Source organism: Vibrio sp. D404a, from assembly GCF_030248535.1.
Lineage (GTDB): Bacteria > Pseudomonadota > Gammaproteobacteria > Enterobacterales > Vibrionaceae > Vibrio.
Genome location: NZ_JAHGAJ010000004.1, coordinates 98963 through 118014, shown reverse-complemented (window position 1 = coordinate 118014; position 19052 = coordinate 98963). Strand labels below are relative to the sequence as shown.

Sequence of the window (19052 nt, the reverse complement as noted above, 5' to 3'; positions counted from 1 at the left end):
ACAACTAAATGTTAGGCCGGTTGAGTGTCGATCTCTGGGTCAAAACTCAACTGCCAATCCGCTTGCTGCCAAAGCTCTTGTTCTTGAGCTAAATCGGCGGCGAGAAGCTTATTCTCAATCAACCAATCTGGATTATCGCAATTGAGCTTCCAGTGATCTTTCTCGATAGGCTCAATGGTGATATTGAGAAGAGGGGCATCATTACGCTGACCATTTAATAGGATCGCCAAGCGTAATATTCTGATTAAGCCAATAATCTGCTTCTTCTTAAACAGGTTGAACTCAGGCAGTTCTTGCAGTTTTAATGCTTTGCGCTGGAAGCGTGCCAAAGTCGCCATTACCGCTTGTTGCTCACTGTTAAAGCCTGGCATATTGGTGTGGTTTAACAAATAAGCGGAGTGGCGGTGGAACCCTTGGAAGCTAATACTAAGACCTACCTCATGAAGCAGTGCACTCCAACTCAACAGGTCAAACAGTTGGCTTTTCTTTTTAATACACAGAGCATCTTGTAGCTGATGTATGAACTCTAAGGCTTGACCTTTGACTCGTGCCGCGTGTTCTAAATCGACCTGATGTTTGATGGCCAAATTCTCTGTGGTGCGCATACGAATATCGGAGCGTTGGAAGCGCTCTTCCATCTCATACAGTAGCCCTTCTCGCAGCGCCCCATCGGAAAAGTGCATCTCTTTGATCGAGAGCGCTTTGAAGATACCGGTAAGAATAGCGACGCCCGCTGCGAATACAGGTTGTCGCTCAACGGTTAAGCCCTTGATATCGATATATTCAATCGTTTTGTGTTCACACAATGTGTCGATAAGGTGTTCAAGGCGTTTCTCTGTAATGATGGCATCTTCGTATCCTAGACCAATCAATACCTCTTTGATGGCCTTGATGGTGCCTGAAGAGCCGAGTGCTGCATCCCAACCTTTCTTCTTATATTGAATGGTAATGGGCTCTAGACGTTGCTGAGCGGCGATGATTGCCTTAGCGAAGTTCTTTTTGTTCAATTTGTCGTTGGCAAAATAGCGATGTGTAAAGCTGACGCACCCCATCTGTTTACTATTGACCAGTTGTGCCTCAAAGCCTTCGCCAATAATAAGTTCAGTACTACCACCACCGATATCCACCACCAACTTGGAATCCGATTCAGGCTGTGTATGAGCCACACCAAGATAGATCAGTCGGGCTTCTTCTTGTCCGGGTATGACCTCGATTGGAAAGGGGAGGATCTCTTTGGCTCGTTGAATAAAAATATGCGCGTTGTTGGCTTGACGCAGTGTATGAGTGGCAGCGATACGGACGTTGTCCAGTTCAAAGCCTTGTAAGCGTTCAGCAAACATGGCTAAACACTCTAGGCCTCTCTCCATGGCACTGTTACTAAGATTAAGTTGGCTATCTAGCCCAGAGCCCAAACGTACGCGCTGCTTGTGTCGGCTAACTAGCTGCAGCTCTTGGCCGATGACTTTCGCCACCACCATATGGAAACTGTTCGAGCCTAAATCAATGGCGGCAACGTTTTTGATTGGTGTAGATACCGCCTCGATTGAGGCGGTATCTAGGGTTATATCGTGTTCTGACTTACGGGATTCGTCGTTATTTTTGCTCATCGTCTGGCTTTGGTTCCCTGGCTTTTCTGGTACTTTTCTCGACCTGCTTAAGGTAGTCATAGATGGCGACTTGTGAGCGCAGTTTTTTACGATTTCCGCGAGGGACGTAAGTATTGCTCATCTCTTTATCAATCCATCTTGCTTTAACTGTATCGGTAAAATGGATATTTACAATATCAATGATGCGTTGTTTCAAACGTTCATCACGGATTGGAGTGGCAACCTCGATGCGATGGTCAATATTTCGGGTCATCCAGTCTGCTGAAGAGATGTAGACCTGTGGGTCACCATCATTGTGTGTGAGCAGAACGCGAGGGTGCTCAAGGAAGCGGTCAATGATGCTGATGATCTCAATGTTCTCGCTCACCCCTTCAACGCCCGGAACCAAGGAGCACATGCCACGAATGACCATTCTGATCTTCACACCGGCATTACTTGCGCCATAGAGTTTGTTGATCAGTCCTTTATCGACAAGGTTATTCACCTTGAGTGTGATTTGAGCTTGTTTGCCTGCTTTTGCATTCGCAATCTCACCATCAATTAATCGATAGAGCTTTTTGCGCGAGTTGCGCGGTGACACAATGAGGTGATCAAAGCGTACTGGGCGGTAAGGATTTTCAATATAACCAAATACATTCCTCACCTCGTTAGTGAGGTCGGGATCAGCGGTTAGTAGCGAGAAATCGGTATAGATACGAGCGGTTTTCTCATGGAAGTTACCTGTACCAATGTGTGCGTAGCGATTGATCTCTTCGCCCTCACGACGGCTAATCAATAGCAGCTTAGAGTGGATTTTCAGGCCTGGAGCGCCAAAGATAACGTGCACGCCAGCCTCAGTCAGGACCTTTGCCCACTCAATGTTTGCCTCTTCATCGAATCGTGCTTGCAGCTCTACCACTACCGTGACGTTTTTTCCGTTGTGTACCGCATCAATGATGGAGTTCATCAGTTTCGAGTTTTTCGCGACTCGATAGATATTGATCTTAATGCTCAATACTTTCGGATCAAAAGAGGCCTGACGTACCAGCTCAGAGATATGATCGAAGGTGTGATACGGGTAATAGAGTAAGATGTCCTTCTCTTTGATGGCATCAAAAGCGTTATCAAAGTGATCAAAGTCAGCACACTTCATTGGTGGTAGTGGCTTGTTTTCCAAGTACTCGCGCCCTACGTTAGGGAAGCCAATGAAATCTTTGAAATTATGGTAGCGGCCACCTGGGATTAAGCTGTCATAGTTGGACATCCCTAGCTTGTCACATAAGAAACTCAACATGTTTTCAGGCATGGTATGTTCATAGACAAAGCGTACCGGCATGGCACTCAGTCGCTGTGCGACACCTTCTGACATCTGTTCAAGTAGGCTGTGTTCAACCTCATGACTGAGATCGTATTCTGCATCTCGCGTCATTTTCATCGCGTAGCAGTTAAGAGAGTCATACTCGAAGAAGCCTTTGAATAGGTCATCAATACAGTAACGAATGATGTTGTCGAGTAGGATGATGGTCTTGCGACGCTTACCTTTTTGCTCTGGAACCATCACAAAGCGAGGTAGGTGGTCGGTTGGGATTTCGATTAAGGCGTAGCTCGATTGCTGATCTTTTTGCAGTTCAACCGTGAGGTAGGCGTACTCATCTTTGAGGAACTGAAGTACATCGATCTCTTCGGTCATCAGTAGGGGAGTAATGTGGGGCAGAACTTCCTTTCTAAAGTATTTTCGAATCCATTTTATTTGTGATTCATTCAGTTGAGTTTCGTTGACTAGAAAGATACGTCGCCTTGCCATTTCTAGAATCAACTCATTATAAAGTTCATCAAACTTTTGATTGAGTTTTAACGCTTTGGTCTGCATTTTTGTTAGCAGGTGTTTTGAATTGTCATTAATGCCGCGTTCTTGATTGATCAAAATACGGCGTTTGACATCAGCAAAGCGAACTTTGTAAAACTCGTCTAAATTATTGGAGAATATACCCAAAAAACGGATTCGCTCAATCAAGGGTACACTCTTATCTGCAGACTCTTGCAGCACCCTCTCGTTAAAAGAGAGCCAACTAAGTTCTTTTTCTATGTAGAGTTTTTCTGCGCTCATGAGGTTCTCCTAGATGGACTGACCAGTTTTCTGGGGCTTAAATTATAAAAAATAGGCAGCGTATTCCCATTTTGTTACGGTATTATTGCAATTGGAAGTTTATGCAAAAGTTACTACTAGTTTCAGTTATTTAATGTGACCTGTAATATAATTGTCATCTAATCGAAATATTATGATATCCACTCAAAAAAGGTAGAGAAAGAGATGACCCCTAGCCAATTTTCACTGAAAGAGAAAGACAAGAAACGATGGTTGAAAGACCGTCTTGTCCGCTTTTCTGTGACATGCGGTGGAGTAAGTGTTCTTGCGGCTTTGGTCCTGATTTTTATTTACCTTGCGATGGTCATTCTTCCTATCTTCTCTGATGCGGATATTCAGACTAATCAGGTCAACAAGTCTGTCACAGTGACTGAACCGATTGCTCTAGCTGTTGATGAGTACGGGCAGCATGCGTTTACTATTGAAAACTCAGGGAAAGTCCAATTCTGGGATTTAGACGCACAAAACTCCGATTCTTATTTCTCGGAACAGATCACAACTGAGCCATCGGCCTTTGCTCGAAATACGCCATCAGAAAACTGGTTTGCCTTCGCCACTGAGCTCGGAGATATCTCCCTGTTTTCTCCACAATTTAGTGCGCCGCTCTACAAACCGGACAGTGTTGCTGAGCCCAAGGTACAGCACCTTAATGTGGCAGAGTCTTTCTTAACTCCAGCTGAGAGTGAAGGAGCTCACATTGAACGCTTTGCTTTCTCGCTGCATTCCGCCCAACTCACCATTACCGCCCAATTGAGTGACCAGCGTTTGTTGGTGAAGTGGTATCAGACCGACCTTCTTGGGAATTATCGCTTACAGGGGAAACAATGGCTCTCTGATAAGTTTAGCCAACAAGATCAGATTTTGATGACCCCAGATGGCAAGACACTCTATATGCGAACTTCTTCAGAGCTTGCGGTTCTGACGTTGAATCAGGGGCGATTCTCAGTACGTGAGCTGGTGGATTTGAGCTTGAATGATGTAAAGCATGGTGTGAAGAGCGTCGACCTCTTATCTGGTGCCTATTCTCTGTTGGTGACTCATCAAGATGGTCAAGTCTCGCAATGGTTTGATGTGCTACAAAATAAAGAGCGCCGTTTAACCCATATTCGAGACTTCCAGCTTGCGGAGGAAGTTCAGTACATTTTGCCGGACACTTACCGTAAAGGTTTCTACAGCTTCTATAAAAATGGCACCTTACAAAGTCACTATACCACCAGTGAAAAACTCTCCCTGTTTGAGCGTGCTTTTGATAGAGCGCCTCAATTGGCAGCAATGTCAGCGAATGAACTGCATCTCGCGACGCTCATCGACAACGAAATTAGCGTTGCGGCTGTCGATAATGAATATCCTCAGATCTCACTTTCGTCACTTTGGCAAAAAGTCTGGTACGAGAGTTACCCAGAGCCAGCTTATGTATGGCAGTCCACATCAGCCAATGATGATTTTGAAGAGAAATTCAGTTTAATCCCGATCACCTTCGGTACGATTAAGGCTGCACTGTTTGCAATGTTGTTTGCGACGCCAATTGCAGTACTTGGCGCTATCTACACCGCCTATTTCATGTCACCAAGAATGCGTCGAGTGGTGAAGCCGTCGATTGAGCTCATGGAGGCCTTGCCTACGGTTATCATAGGTTTCCTTGCGGGATTATGGTTTGCACCCATTGTTGAAACCCACCTGACTGCGGTGTTCTCACTGATGCTTCTATTGCCACTCAGCGCGCTGCTGACGGGATTGGTTTGGTTTGTACTGCCGAAAGGCTTTACGCGTCGTTTCTCCAACGGTTGGCATGCCTTGATACTGATTCCGGTATTGGTACTAACGGTTATTGGTGTCTTTGTTCTGGGAAGTGACATTGAATCGCTGCTGTTTGGTGGTGATATCCGAACCTACCTTGCGGGTTACGGAATTGGTTTCGACCAGCGTAATGCGCTGGTTGTCGGTTTTGCCATGGGTTTCGCGGTGATTCCAACTATCTTCACTATTGCCGAAGACGCAATATTCTCGGTTCCCAAGCACCTTTCTGATGGCTCTTTGGCTTTGGGAGCAACAGCTTGGCAGACCCTGATTTATGTGGTGTTACTGACGGCTAGCCCAGGTATTTTCTCGGCCATTATGATGGGATTGGGGCGTGCGGTTGGCGAAACAATGATCGTGCTAATGGCGACCGGAAACACGCCGATACTGGATTGGAATATTCTTGAAGGAATGAGAACACTGTCAGCCACGATTGCTGTAGAACTACCAGAGTCTGAGGTTGGTGGGTCGCATTTCCGTTTACTATTTTTAGCAGCGCTGTTGCTGTTTGTCTTTACCTTTGCCGTGAACTCTTTAGCAGAGTGGGTAAGACAAAGGCTGCGTGACAAATATCGTGCGTTATAGGTTTAAAGGTAGAGCATGAAACTTATGACCAATAAATTTACATCTCTTTTTTACTGGGTAAAGTTGGGCTCTCCGTGGATCTGGCTGACTGGTGGTGCAGTGAGCATCAGTATGCTTTCTGTATTGGGATTAATGTTACTGATTGGCTGGAAAGGCTTAACTTACTTCTGGCCTGCGCCTCTTTATCAATGGCAGTTAGATGACGCCAAGGTCACTCAAATGGAGCTCAATGATACACCTGAGCGTTTGATCGGCCAGCTCTATGAGAGTAAATACATCCCTACTGCGCAAATTCCTCAATCGCACGAACATTTATCTGAGCAGCAATTGAAGAGTGGTTTGGTTAAGCGCCTGAGTATCAAGGTTGCCAACCGAGAGTTGTACCCAGCTGATTTCGTCTCCATTTTAGATATCGATTTGCAAGAGCCAACGACACCTAAAGAGTGGGCGGTGATTGAACGTAGTCGTGGCGGATATTTTTTCGGTAAGCCAGTGAGCTTTAAGAGCGCGGCAGGCACGACATATACGGATATCGACAGTTCGCTGGTGGATGGTCTCGCATTTGCTGATGTGTTGCGTGAGGAGACCTCACGAATTGTAAATCAAGAGATCAGCGGGATCAGTTGGCAACTTGAAAAACTCAGATTAGAAAAGAGAAAGCTTGAGCTTAATGAAACCGTTAGTGAGGGTTATCTTAAAAGCTACAATGACACGCGACGTGCGTTAAATGAACAACTTGATGATGCAGAGCTTCGCTTAGAGCAGCTACGAACTCAACTTAATATCGAGAGCGTAATCGTTGAGGATATGACAGGACAGCAAGTGGAGATTCCGCTCAGTCATATTTTAGATTATTGGTATCCAAACAAGATGAACTATGCTGAAAAGGTAACGCATTGGTTCAAGCAAGTTTGGAAATTCTTATCGGAAAACCCAAGAGAATCTAACTCTGAAGGCGGAGTGTTCCCTGCCATATTCGGTACCGTGTTGCTGGTTATTTTAATGTCGATCGTGGTGATGCCTCTTGGGGTTATTGCTGCCATTTATCTACATGAGTATGCTAAAACGAACGCACTGACGCGCTTGATCCGCATTGCCGTGATCAACCTTGCGGGCGTACCCTCGATTGTATATGGAGTATTTGGTCTCGGTTTCTTTGTGTATACAATTGGTGGCTCGATTGATACCTTGTTTTATGCCGAGCGCTTACCTGCTCCAACCTTTGGTACCCCGGGGTTGTTATGGTCTTCATTGACGCTAGCGGTTTTGACATTGCCAGTGGTTATCGTCACCACCGAGGAAGGTCTAACTCGAATTCCAAGCGCGGTTCGTCATGGTTCTTTGGCGTTAGGTGCCACTCAGTTTGAGACGCTATGGCGCATCGTATTACCGATGGCCAGCCCAGCGATCATTACTGGTTTGATTCTCGCGATTGCACGTGCAGCAGGCGAGGTAGCTCCTTTGATGCTGGTGGGTGTCGTTAAGTTGGCATCAAGCCTGCCTGTCGACGGTCAATTCCCTTATGTGCATCTAGATAGAAAATTCATGCACTTGGGCTTCCACATTTATGATGTTGGCTTTCAGACGTCCAATATTGAGGCGGCAAGGCCGCTGGTGTACGCCACGTCGTTTCTTTTGGTGACTGTCATTGTTGGGTTAAATCTAACAGCGATTAACATCCGCAATAACCTGCGAGAGAAGTACCGAACCTTAGGACAAGATTAGATGTTTTCAATTAATGAAACCTTGGGTTACTACGCCCCACTTGATGTTCACAATTTGACGGATGAGCAGACCGCCATCTCTATTGAGGGCTTGAATCTTTATTATAAAGATAGCCAAGCGCTGGATGACATCTCAATGAAAATCCCTAAGGGCCAGGTGACGGCATTTATCGGCCCATCGGGTTGTGGTAAGTCCACGCTGCTACGCTGTATCAATCGCATGAACGATCTGGTTGAAGGGTGTCGCGTTTCAGGGAAGGTAAAGCTGTACGGTCACAACGTCTATGACCCTCAGGTTGATGTTGCAACCCTTCGCCGTCGTGTCGGAATGGTATTCCAAAGACCAAACCCTTTTCCCAAGTCAATCTATGAGAACGTGGTTTACGGCTTGAGGTTACAAGGCATGAGTAACAGCCGAGATCTTGATGATGCTGTGGAGCGGTCTCTTCGCGCAGCTGCTTTGTGGGATGAGGTGAAAGACCGCCTGCATGAAAATGCGTTTGGTTTATCTGGTGGTCAGCAGCAGCGTTTAGTGATTGCACGTGCTGTCGCGATTGAACCTGAGGTTCTTTTGTTGGACGAGCCGACATCGGCTCTGGATCCGATATCTACACTTACTATTGAAGAGTTGATTAATGATCTGAAGGCGCAATATACGGTTGTTATTGTCACCCACAACATGCAACAGGCAGCGCGAGTTAGTGACCACACTGCTTTTATTCATATGGGAAAGTTGATCGAGTACTCAGATACAGATTCAATCTTTACGTCACCATTGAAAAATCAAACAGAAGACTACATTACAGGAAGATACGGTTAACGTTACCACATTCGTGGTGATGCATCATACAGGAGCAGACATGCATTTCGGTCGTCATATATCTGGACAATTTAATGTGGAACTTGAGTCAATTCGTACTCATGTTCTAACTATGGGCGGTTTAGTGGAGCAGCAGCTCTCTTTTGCTATGCAAGCGCTCCATAAAGACGATATTGAACTGGCCAAGAAAGTCATCCGTGACGACCACAAAGTAAATGCAATGGAAGTCTCTATCGATGAAGCCTGTACTCGTATTATCGCGAAGCGACAACCTACCGCGAAAGACCTACGCTTGATCATGGCGATCATCAAGACGATTACTGATCTTGAGCGTATTGGTGATGTAGCCTCGAAGATCGCGCAAGGTGCGATTGATATTCCTTCGACCAAAGATCAGAAATTTCATGTCTCACTAGAGCCACTGTGTCGTCATGCGATTGCGATGCTTCATCAAGTACTTGATGCTTTTGCTCGTATGGATGTGGATGCTGCAGCCGAAGTCCATAAGCTCGATGATAAATTGGATTCAGAGTACGAAGCGGTGATTCGTCAGTTGATGACTTATATGATGGAAGATCCAAAAAATATTCCTAACATCTTGCAAGTAATGTGGTCAGCGCGAGCTATAGAGCGTGTTGGCGACCGATGCCAGAATATTTGTGAATACATCATCTATTTTGTGAAAGGCAAAGACGTACGCCACCTAGGTGATCAAAGCCTAGATGACGCGCTGAAGTAGGTTCGAATTTTAAGCTATAGGATAAGAGCTTAGAACTTATAGCCAAACGTGATCGACAGTTGGTCGATATCGTAGTCGTCTAACATCATGAAGTTGAAACGAAGATCACTGTAGAGGCCAAAGTCGAAGTTTGCGCGCACCCCTGCTCCCATCAGAATAGAGGTATCGTTTCTTGAAATGGTGTAGCTACCTTGTGAGTCGCTAACTGTTTGTTTATCAATGATGCGAGCTAAACCAATCGCGCCATAAGGTTTAAGATTGAACCCATCTAAGTCAAACGTATAACCAATGTCTGAGTCTAACTTAATGGTTGTTACCTTAGATTCATAGTCGTAATTCAAAAGCTTGTAATCATCTGTAACGTAATCCATCGAAACGTTGAAGCCAAAGATGCGGTTTAGGTCGTAACCATATTCCAGCTTGAGTCCACTACCTAGATCAGCACTATGGCCGTCTGTATAGACATAATCGATTTGAGCACTAGAGAAGCCTGCACCTATACGGTGGCCTGAAAAGGCGTCTTGGACTGCAAAGCTAGCGGTTGAAAAAAAGGCGGTTGTTAAAGCGATTGTTTTTAAGATATTCATGACACTCTCATTAATAATTGAAGTAAGCGCATCCGGCACTTACGTTAATAAAGCTCCCTGAAGAAAAGGTTCCCCCACCATCCTTAGTAGGGGAGAGAGTGTTACTTGAAGTTAAACTGAACACCCACACCACCAGATACATCTGATGATGAGTACTTGCCTGAGGTTTCATAGTTGAATGTGCCTGATACGCTCAGCTGCTCGCTGATACCGTAAGCACCACCCAGTGCAATAGCTTCTTTAGAGCCTGCAAAACCAACACCCGCACCAACAGCAAACTCACCGTTAGTTACGAATGGGCGTGCGTTCGTCACCGCGTGTAAGCTTGCACGGATACCATCCATCTGCTCTTGGTGCTCGTTAAATTTTTGGTTGTACTCTTCAGCCATCGCTTGGAAGCCAAGTTCTAATGCAGAGGTACGCTCAGCTTCTGATGGACCAGAGATATCAGGAGCGTAATCGCCATCCTGAATTGGGTGCTCTGGTTGGATCTCGATTGGTTGAGATGGTGCTCCTTCAATTGGATTGCTAGGGAACTGAGGTGTCGGACGCTCAGGTGAATTGTCGACAGGCGGCTGTACCGGTTTTACCGGTGGCTGTGGACGGTCTGGCGTATTATCAACTGGTGGTTGAGTTGGTACTTGTGGTTGCGGTCTTTCTGGTACACCCGGAACACCATTGTCAATCTCAGGCAAAACAGGTTGCTCTGGTGCTGCCTCAATTGGTGGCTGCACGTGGACAGGTGGTTGTGGGCGGTCCGGTACACCAGGAACACTATTGTCGATACCTGGAAGTACAGGTTGCTCAGGAACTGCTTCGATTGGGTTCGTTGGTTCTGACCAAATTGGATTAGTTGCATTGTCAGCTGCGATTGCTGGCACAGAAAATAGCGTAGCTAAAGACACTGCAAGAATTGACTTATTCATAAATACACTCTCAATAAACGGAATATTGAGCATCCTTACTATGGTTTAATGATTGACTCCTTGTCGATGGAGATAATATTAAACAGTGTTTTATTTTTAGGCTAAGTAGCTTTGGTTATTTGAATAATAAGCCATGCTTATTGACTTGATGTTGTAGAGCCTCTTCAACGATGTTAGTTAACCAACCATGCAGCGGGTTGTTTTTATTCTTAGAGTGGATGTGAGTAAAAAGAGGGTAGTGGTATTCTTTGCCTTCTACTAAGACTTTAACTGCTCTGAGGTTTGGGTAGTTCTCAACAGGGAAAAGATTGGAGTGGGGCATGTACATATCAGTGTGTTGAATGATATCAATCACGGCCATCAACATCTCGGAGCGAAAACCAATGCTATGCTCAATATCATACTTCTCTAATAGTCGAGAGGCGTAACTGAAGTTGTCATTCCATCCGGGGCTAATCAATGAAGCGATGTCATAACCAGCCATATCTACAGGCGTAATGACCGTTTTTTTTATTGGATGATCTTTTCGAACAAAAATACAGCCAGTTAAATCAAGCACCTTTCGAGTATAAACCTCCTTACTACTGTTCTCTAACAAGTAATTGACGCCAAGGTGGATTGAATCTTTTCTTATCTCTTCGGGAGTCGTAGTACTCCAACCGATTAGTTCTAGCTTTGCATTCGGGGCTTGGCGCTTGATCTCCTGATAAAGAGGTCCGCATAAACATGCCATAGTGACAGGGGAGAGAGCGATTCGAATATTTGAAGTTATCTGGCTTGGGTCGAATGCATTGGCGGTATTGAGAGCGACTGCCAAGCCATCCAAATGAGGGGTTATTTCATTGGCAAGGCTTTCTGCAAAGTAAGTTGCTTGAAGACCACCATGAACCTTCACAAACAACTCATCATCAAAGTGATGGCGAAGTTTCTGCAGTGCTTGGCTGACTGCTGGTTGTGAGACAAACAAGCGCTCAGCGGCTTTACGAGTGTTCTTTTCCTGATGAACAATTAAAAAGGTTCGTAGCAAGTTTAGATCGAGTGTGCCAAATAAATCCTTTGCCATATCTGTCCGTGAGTATCGTTGACTGGTTTAAACAATATACGCGACTCTAATCGATAAACCAGTCTTACTCGGTAAAGCTTTATGAATCAGTTGAACAGTTAACCAGTTAAATGTGCTTGAGGATAATGGTTTTAACTGCTCTTATTTTGTCTGAACTGGTGACAGGAATAAGGTAATCATCGATATCCTGATTTCCCATTTTTGCCTCTGATGTTTTATTCATTAAGCTATCACGAGTAGTTTTCCCTGATAGATGCAGTGCATTGACCTTCGATGATTGTAAAAGAAGAGAAGCGTTTTCTGCATTAACACCAGCCCCAGCCATAATATCGATACGCCCTTTAGCAAACTTTACCATGTCCTCTAAAACATCTATTCCGTGCTCGGCCGTTGGAGCAAGCCCTGAGGTCAGTACTCGTTCAAAGCCAAGCTCAATGGCTTGTTGTAGCGTAAGTGTATAGTCAGGAGAGACATCAATTGCTCGGTGAAGAGTCATACCGAGGTTTAAGCCTTTCGCTTTTTGAGTCAATCTCTCCATAGCATTCAAATCTAAACTGCCATCGGTATTGGTAACACCCAAAACGACACCAGTTAGCCCCGCGATAGAGGCGGCTTCAATATCCTCAAGCATGCACTCAATATCCTCTTGCCCGAAGATGAAGTCCCCTTGCCTTAGTCGGATCATCGCATAAACAGGAACTGAAGAGAGCTTTGCGGCTTTTTTCATAAACCCAAAGCTTGGGGTTAACCCGCCTAACGCGAGAGATGAGCACAGCTCTATGCGATCTGCGCCGCCTTCGATAGCAAGGTGAAGAGACTCGAGGTTATCGATACATACTTCTAATTCAGGTTTCATTCTTTCATTCCAAAGAGGGGATAACTGGATGATAGCAATAGCAAGTGATGAAAAGGTAGAGGGAAAGGGGGCAAAATAGGGGTAAATCTTTTCGGTAACTGTTGCCTCAATTTAGAAACAGGGGAGAAATCGACAACAAGGTTGCTGACCGATATAAGAAAAGCCCGAAGCGTTAACTTCGGGCTTTTATAAAGACTTTACTTCTTAACTGATTGGCGTTGCACTTTGTGCTATTGCTTTACGCTTCTTGTGCCTTTGGCTACTAAGAGAGCTTCCAACCATTCACCCGAGTTGAGCGCGGGCTTAAGAATGTAATTACTTGCTTAGGTCGTCTGCGTGCTCAGATAGGAATGCTGCAACACCTTTTGGAGATGCGTCCATACCTGATTTACCTTCTTCCCATTGTGCAGGACAAACTTCACCGTTCTTCTCGTGGAAGTTTAGTGCGTCAACCATGCGTAGCATTTCGTCGATGTTACGACCTAGTGGTAGGTCGTTAACTACTTGGTGACGTACAAGACCGTCAGCGTCGATTAGGAAAGAACCACGGAAAGCAACGCCAGCTTCTGGGTGCTCAACGTCGTATGCTTTACAGATTTCGTGCTTAACGTCAGCTACTAGTGGGTACTTAACTTGACCGATACCGCCATCTTCGATAGCAGTGTTACGCCATGCGTTGTGAGAGAATTGAGAATCGATAGAAACACCGATTACTTCAACGCCTTTAGCTTGGAAATCTTCTAGACGGTTGTCGAAAGCGATTAGCTCTGAAGGACAAACGAATGTGAAGTCTAGTGGGTAGAAGAAAACAACCGCTTTCTTACCTTTTGTGAATTCTGCGAAGTTGAAGTTGTCAACGATTTCGCCGTTACCTAGAACAGCTGCTGCAGTAAAGTCAGGGGCTTGACGACCTACTAGTACCATTTTGGAATCTCCTAAAAAATTAGTTGGCCCAATACTTCTTTGATTGGGCTCCGTTTCTACGCGACAAACTATAGTACAATCGGTACTATAGAAAAAAGCGAATTAAATAGATTGAGTTCATCGAAAAAAGCGATAAACCCTCTCTTTGTCCTTTCCAAGTCTGTTGACCATTCCAGGTGGGTAGACTCCAACTTATCTTACTCATATTACAAAGTAATTTCATGAATAAATGGCCAAGTCTTAAGCAACTTCACTATCTAGTGACACTACATGAAACACGCCACTTCGGTGATGCGGCCGAGCGCTGTTTCGTGAGTCAATCAACCCTAAGTAAAGGTATACAAAACCTAGAAGAGTTGATTGGGTGTCCTCTCTATGAAAAGAAAGATAAGAAGAGCCCACTGGTATTTACGCATGCTGGTGAGCAAGTGGTGGAGCATGGAAGAGAGTTGCTAGCCAAGGGTCAAGACTTAGTCGAGCTTGGGCGTTTGTGCCAAGGTGGCGACATGCAAGGTCAATTAAAAGTGGGTTGTATTCCGACGATTGCCCCTTTTCTTCTATGTAACCTCGTTCAAGAGGTTAATGTTCGCTTCCCTGAATTGAATATGCTGCTTCGCGAAGACACGACCACCAACCTGCTAGCAGCACTCCGTCAAGGAGAGTTGGATGTATTGATATTGGCATTGCCAGTCGATATTGATGGAATGGAAAGCCAAATTGTCGGCAGTGACCCGTTCCGAATGATCATCAGTCGTAATCAAGCCGACGCGATTCGCACGCCAATTAAATATGCAGACCTTCCAGATGAGTCGGTGTTCCTTTTAGAAAAAGAGCATTGTTTAACGGAGCATGCGGTGTCAGCATGTCAATTGACAGATAGAGAGAAGATCAATCCGTTCTCCGCAACTAGCCTTCATACTCTCGTACAAATGGTTGCCAATGGCTTAGGCACTACCTTCATTCCTCAGATGGCGATTGATCATGGCTTGATTGAAAACCAGAACTTGGTGGTGGTTGATGCGCCGGGGCAGCAAGCGCATCGTCATATTGGCTTAGTTTGGCGCCCTAGCTCTTCACGAGTAAGCACATTCAGCCAGCTAGCAGAAGTTGTTTCTGAATTACTTTAATCTTTTTTCTATTCACAATAGCAATAAGTATTAAGTTAAATTATTGGCAGTTCGATAAAAAGCACACTGCATCTGGTGTGCTTTTTAGTATTTTATTCTGTTGATGTGCTTTTATTCGACGGTAAACAATAGAGATCTTGTTAAGTAGCTTTCATTAATTTGTGAAATTTCACACGCTTAGTTTTACACATTCTTTTTTGCTCCTTGTTTAATTTCCTTGATGTATATACTTCTCAGTAGTTAAAGACTAACGACATTCTTACGCTTACTCTAAATCAAACGGTTGTTTTAAACTGGGTGCTGCTCAATTTTTCAACGTAATAAAATTACGTAAATCCTCGAATAGTAAGCAGTGAAATAGCCACTGAGATCACAACGATATAAAGCTTTGAATTTAACTTTTTATTAACTTTAGACCTTTTGCTCTATGTTAGTTTGAGTTAGATTAACTACATGAAGATTAAGACTTATGTCTAGCTATAGTGCGCTTGTAATCGATTTCAAATTTGGAGATGGTAATAAGCGAAAGCAACATGGAGCGACATAAAGCGACGAGCAATCCCCCATAATATTAATTAGCTTGTCGACGCAAAATGCAGTTTTTGAGTTACAAACGTTTTTAGCGTTTTAGCTCGTATTTAATTTGATAGAGATAGTGTCGAAACAGGGAAGTATGTTCGCTACATAAAAACCAAAGCAGAGCATACCTTACGCCACAGGCAAGCTTGAGGGATTAGGTACCCTTTCACCTAGCCCTTAAGTTATTTTCCCGAAATGAAGCCCAAACTTTTTTATCCGTGTTCTATGAGCATAATGTCAAATTGAGGAGTGCAGTGATAAGCGAAGCAATAAGGAAGGCCGCCTACCTATATAAGAATGAAAAATCAGATCGAGCAATAACAAGATTCCTTACTGTTTACAGGAACGCATGAAACCCTGACCTTCGAGCGGCCCAATCCAGCCGCTCATTTTTTTGCCTGTCATCTATGTAAAAGTCTAGGCTCACTTTGCGAGATGAACGGAATCACGCTGCGGCCGTTGACTCTTGCCATACGCCAAATATTGAATCTTATGAATTAGGCCTCAATCTCTTCCGGTTCACTCTCTTCTTGCAGTTCCAAAAGGTTGATTGCAATAGTCACGAAGTCACTGTCTGTAATGATGCCAACCAACTCGCCGTGTTCTACAACTGGCAGACAACCCACTTTGTGCTTCTGCATATAAATAGCAGACTCTTTCAGTCCCGCTCTTGGTTCAACGGACATAACGTTTTTATGCATGATCTCATTGAGCGGTGTCGCGAGAGTATATGACTGAGCTTGAGGGATGTTTTGTAGGCTAGATTCTTGAGCAGCGAGTACATCACGTTGAGTTACCACACCAAGCAGTTTTCTGTCTGCATCTACAACGGGAATATGTCGGATATCAAGCGCTTCCATGGTGTGCTTGGCATCGGCGAGTGAGTGTGAGCGCAATAGGGTATGAGGGTTGCGAGTCATCATGTCTTCAACCTTGATCATACAGACCTCCTTATTATTTTATTTTACTTTCTCTACTATAGATTTATCTCCCTAAAATATCTGAGAGCTAACTCATTTTTGGGTGACTTTTATGCAACAAATGTCGCTAAACTTTTGCAGTATTTCTAGGCGATTTTTTACGCCTATTTACAATAATCAAGCACTGTAATCCTTGCTATTGAGCCCTGTGTGCCTATACTAGCCCACTGCGAAAAATTTAGTCGCGGCTTCGTGTCGTCTACTGAATTGACCTCATCCAACTAAACAAGACTAGAAGAATGCAAGTTTCAGATTTTCACTTTGACCTACCCGATGAACTCATTGCTCGCTACCCACAAGAGGAGCGCACAGCAAGCCGCCTATTAAAGCTGGATGGCAATACGGGTAACCTAAATGATGGCTCATTTAAAGACGTTCTAGACTTGGTTGAACCAGGCGACTTGGTGGTGTTCAACAATACACGCGTTATTCCTGCACGTGTGTTTGGTCGTAAAGCCTCTGGCGGCAGGCTAGAAGTGCTGGTTGAGCGTATGTTGGATGAGAAAACGATTCTTGCACACGTTCGTTGTTCTAAATCTCCAAAGCCGGGCACACAACTGTTCCTTGGTGAGAACGATGAATATGAAGCTGAAATGGTTGCACGTCATGATGCGTTGTTTGAGATTCGTTTCACTTCTGAAGAGAGCGTTCTTGATATCTTGAATAGCGTTGGCCACATGCCACTGCCGCCTTACATCGATCGCCCAGATGAAGATGCAGATAAAGAGCGCTACCAAACGGTTTACAACGAAAAGCCGGGTGCAGTCGCAGCACCAACCGCTGGCCTTCACTTTGATGACAAGCTCATGGCTGACATGAAAGAAAAAGGTGTTGAGTTTGCTTACGTGACGCTTCACGTTGGCGCAGGTACGTTCCAGCCAGTCAAAGTAGACAACATCAACGATCACCACATGCACGCTGAGTACGTTGAAGTACCGCAAGAGGTAGTCGATGCAATCGCGGCAACCAAAGCACGAGGTGGTCGTATCATTGCTGTTGGCACAACGTCAGTTCGCTCTCTTGAGAGTGCTGCACAAGATGCTTTGAAGAAAGGCACTGAACTCGTCCCATTTTTCGGTGACACAGAGATCTTCATCTTCCCAGGTTATGAATACCAGCTGGTGGATTGCCTTATCACTAACTTCCACCTGCCTGAATCGACACTGATCATGCTAGTGAGTGCCTTTGCAGGCTACGACAATGTGATGGGTGCATACGACCACGCAGTGAAGAGTGAATATCGCTTCTTCAGCTATGGTGACGCGATGTTCATCAACAAGAAAACTAGCTAATTTAAGCTGGTAATAAACGATATAAACAGAATTTACGGGTGCTAGCAGTAAGCTAGGAGAAAGGTTGAACAATCAGCCTCATCTCTCGCAAGGAATCCGCGACCGCTCCTCATAGAGACTTAAGCAACTCTTAAGCTCTGAATTAACAGTCAGATTGTTTCTCTGGCATATTGGAGGCTTCGTGAAATTAAAATACGAACTTAAAAAAACAAACGCTGGTGCACGTCGTGGTCAACTTCAGTTTGAACGCGGTACCGTTGAAACACCAGCATTCATGCCTGTAGGTACTTACGGTACTGTAAAAGGTATGACTCCTGAAGAAGTAAAAGACACAGGTGCTGAAATCCTACTGGGTAACACTTTCCACCTATGGCTACGTCCTGGTCAAGAAATCATGAAAATGCACGGTGACCTGCACGATTTCATGAACTGGCAAGGTCCTATTCTTACCGATTCAGGCGGCTTCCAAGTATTCAGCTTAGGTGCAATGCGTAAAATCACTGAAGAGGGTGTACATTTCCGTAACCCTGTAAACGGTGACAAGATCTTCATGGACGCTGAAAAGTCTATGGAAATCCAAAAAGACCTAGGTTCAGACATCGTTATGATCTTCGACGAGTGTACGCCTTACCCTGCGACACACAAAGAAGCAAAAGACTCTATGGAGATGTCTCTGCGTTGGGCTGAACGTTCACGTAACCACTTCGACAAACTTGAAAACCCGAACTCTCTATTCGGTATCGTTCAAGGTGGTGTGTACGAAGACCTACGTGATGTTTCTGTAAAAGGCCTGACTGAAATCGGCTTTGACGGTTACGCGGTTGGTGGTCTAGCAGTAGGCGAACCAAAAGAAGACATGCACCGTATTCTTGAACACACATGTCCTCAACTTCCTGAAGATAAGCCACGCTACCTAATGGGTGTGGGTAAACCTGAAGACCTAGTTGAAGGTGTTCGTCGTGGTATCGACATGTTTGACTGTGTAATGCCAACGCGAAATGCACGTAACGGCCACCTATTTGTGACCGAAGGTGTGATCAAGATCCGTAATGCGAAGCATAAAACCGATACAACGCCACTAGATTCAGAGTGTGACTGTTACACTTGTAAGAACTACAGCAAGTCTTACCTACACCATCTAGACCGTTGTAACGAAATCCTAGGTGCGCGCCTGAACACTATTCACAACCTGCGCTTCTACCAACGTGTGATGTCTGATATCCGTAAAGCGATTGATGAAGACCGTTTTGAAGAGTTTGTGGAAGAGTTCTACGCACGAATGGGACGCGAAGTTCCACCACTAGGTAAAGAATCTTAGTAT

General features: G+C 44.8%; 15 protein-coding genes. 7 read left to right on the top strand and 8 right to left on the bottom strand.

The features are described 5' to 3' along the window. Positions 1–11: 11 nt before the first annotated feature. Both KI655_RS02775 and ppk1 read right to left on the bottom strand, forming a co-directional pair. The gene (locus tag KI655_RS02775; RefSeq protein WP_373417281.1) at positions 12–1478 is read right to left on the bottom strand and encodes an exopolyphosphatase; all 1467 of its coding nucleotides are present in this window, start codon (positions 1476–1478) and stop codon (positions 12–14) included. Between the two features lie 115 nt (positions 1479–1593). Continuing rightward, positions 1594–3693: a polyphosphate kinase 1 gene (gene ppk1, locus KI655_RS02770; RefSeq protein WP_285401536.1), complete on the bottom strand. Its 2100-nt coding sequence runs from the start codon at positions 3691–3693 to the stop codon at positions 1594–1596. 204 nt (positions 3694–3897) lie between these two features. Between ppk1 and KI655_RS02765 the strand changes: the two genes are divergently transcribed. From KI655_RS02765 to phoU, 4 genes are read left to right on the top strand one after another with little or no spacing between them, the layout of a single operon-like run. After that, entirely contained in the window at positions 3898–6114 is a 2217-nt protein-coding gene (locus tag KI655_RS02765) for an ABC transporter permease subunit (protein WP_285401534.1), read from the top strand. Positions 6115–6138: 24 nt separating this feature from the next. Then, entirely contained in the window at positions 6139–7839 is a 1701-nt protein-coding gene (gene pstA, locus KI655_RS02760; protein ID WP_285401552.1) for a phosphate ABC transporter permease PstA, read from the top strand. Then, positions 7840–8658 carry a phosphate ABC transporter ATP-binding protein PstB gene (gene pstB / locus KI655_RS02755; RefSeq protein WP_285401532.1) on the top strand — a complete coding sequence of 273 codons (819 nt, stop codon included), beginning with the start codon at positions 7840–7842 and terminating at the stop codon, positions 8656–8658. A gap of 40 nt (positions 8659–8698) precedes the next feature. Next, the gene (phoU, locus tag KI655_RS02750) at positions 8699–9397 is read left to right on the top strand and encodes a phosphate signaling complex protein PhoU (protein ID WP_285401530.1); all 699 of its coding nucleotides are present in this window, start codon (positions 8699–8701) and stop codon (positions 9395–9397) included. 29 nt (positions 9398–9426) lie between these two features. Here phoU and KI655_RS02745 read toward each other — a convergent pair whose 3' ends face one another. The 5 genes from KI655_RS02745 to KI655_RS02725 form a co-directional block, all read right to left on the bottom strand. After that, positions 9427–9984: a porin family protein gene (locus tag KI655_RS02745; protein ID WP_285401528.1), complete on the bottom strand. Its 558-nt coding sequence runs from the start codon at positions 9982–9984 to the stop codon at positions 9427–9429. A 101-nt stretch (positions 9985–10085) separates the two neighbouring features. Beyond that, complete coding sequence (locus tag KI655_RS02740) at positions 10086–10910, bottom strand: YadA C-terminal domain-containing protein (protein ID WP_285401526.1); 825 nt, start codon at positions 10908–10910, stop codon at positions 10086–10088. A gap of 115 nt (positions 10911–11025) precedes the next feature. Continuing rightward, positions 11026–11973, bottom strand: a complete 948-nt coding sequence (locus KI655_RS02735; protein WP_285401524.1) for a LysR family transcriptional regulator — start codon at positions 11971–11973, stop codon at positions 11026–11028. Positions 11974–12079: 106 nt separating this feature from the next. Then, positions 12080–12829 (bottom strand): copper homeostasis protein CutC, encoded by a 750-nt coding sequence (locus KI655_RS02730; RefSeq protein WP_285401522.1) that lies wholly within the window; start codon positions 12827–12829, stop codon positions 12080–12082. A gap of 315 nt (positions 12830–13144) precedes the next feature. After that, entirely contained in the window at positions 13145–13753 is a 609-nt protein-coding gene (locus tag KI655_RS02725) for a peroxiredoxin C (RefSeq protein WP_017053745.1), read from the bottom strand. Positions 13754–13974: 221 nt separating this feature from the next. Here KI655_RS02725 and KI655_RS02720 point away from each other — a divergent pair, with 221 nt between their 5' ends. After that, positions 13975–14880: a hydrogen peroxide-inducible genes activator gene (locus KI655_RS02720; RefSeq protein ID WP_285401517.1), complete on the top strand. Its 906-nt coding sequence runs from the start codon at positions 13975–13977 to the stop codon at positions 14878–14880. A gap of 1076 nt (positions 14881–15956) precedes the next feature. On the opposite strand, the gene KI655_RS02715 is transcribed toward KI655_RS02720, so the two are convergent. Then, positions 15957–16400 (bottom strand): CBS domain-containing protein, encoded by a 444-nt coding sequence (locus KI655_RS02715; RefSeq protein ID WP_285401515.1) that lies wholly within the window; start codon positions 16398–16400, stop codon positions 15957–15959. A gap of 278 nt (positions 16401–16678) precedes the next feature. Between KI655_RS02715 and queA the strand changes: the two genes are divergently transcribed. After that, positions 16679–17731, top strand: a complete 1053-nt coding sequence (queA, locus tag KI655_RS02710; protein WP_285401513.1) for a tRNA preQ1(34) S-adenosylmethionine ribosyltransferase-isomerase QueA — start codon at positions 16679–16681, stop codon at positions 17729–17731. A 181-nt stretch (positions 17732–17912) separates the two neighbouring features. Further along, positions 17913–19049: a tRNA guanosine(34) transglycosylase Tgt gene (gene tgt / locus KI655_RS02705; RefSeq protein WP_032551290.1), complete on the top strand. Its 1137-nt coding sequence runs from the start codon at positions 17913–17915 to the stop codon at positions 19047–19049. The last annotated feature ends 3 nt before the right edge of the window (positions 19050–19052 follow it).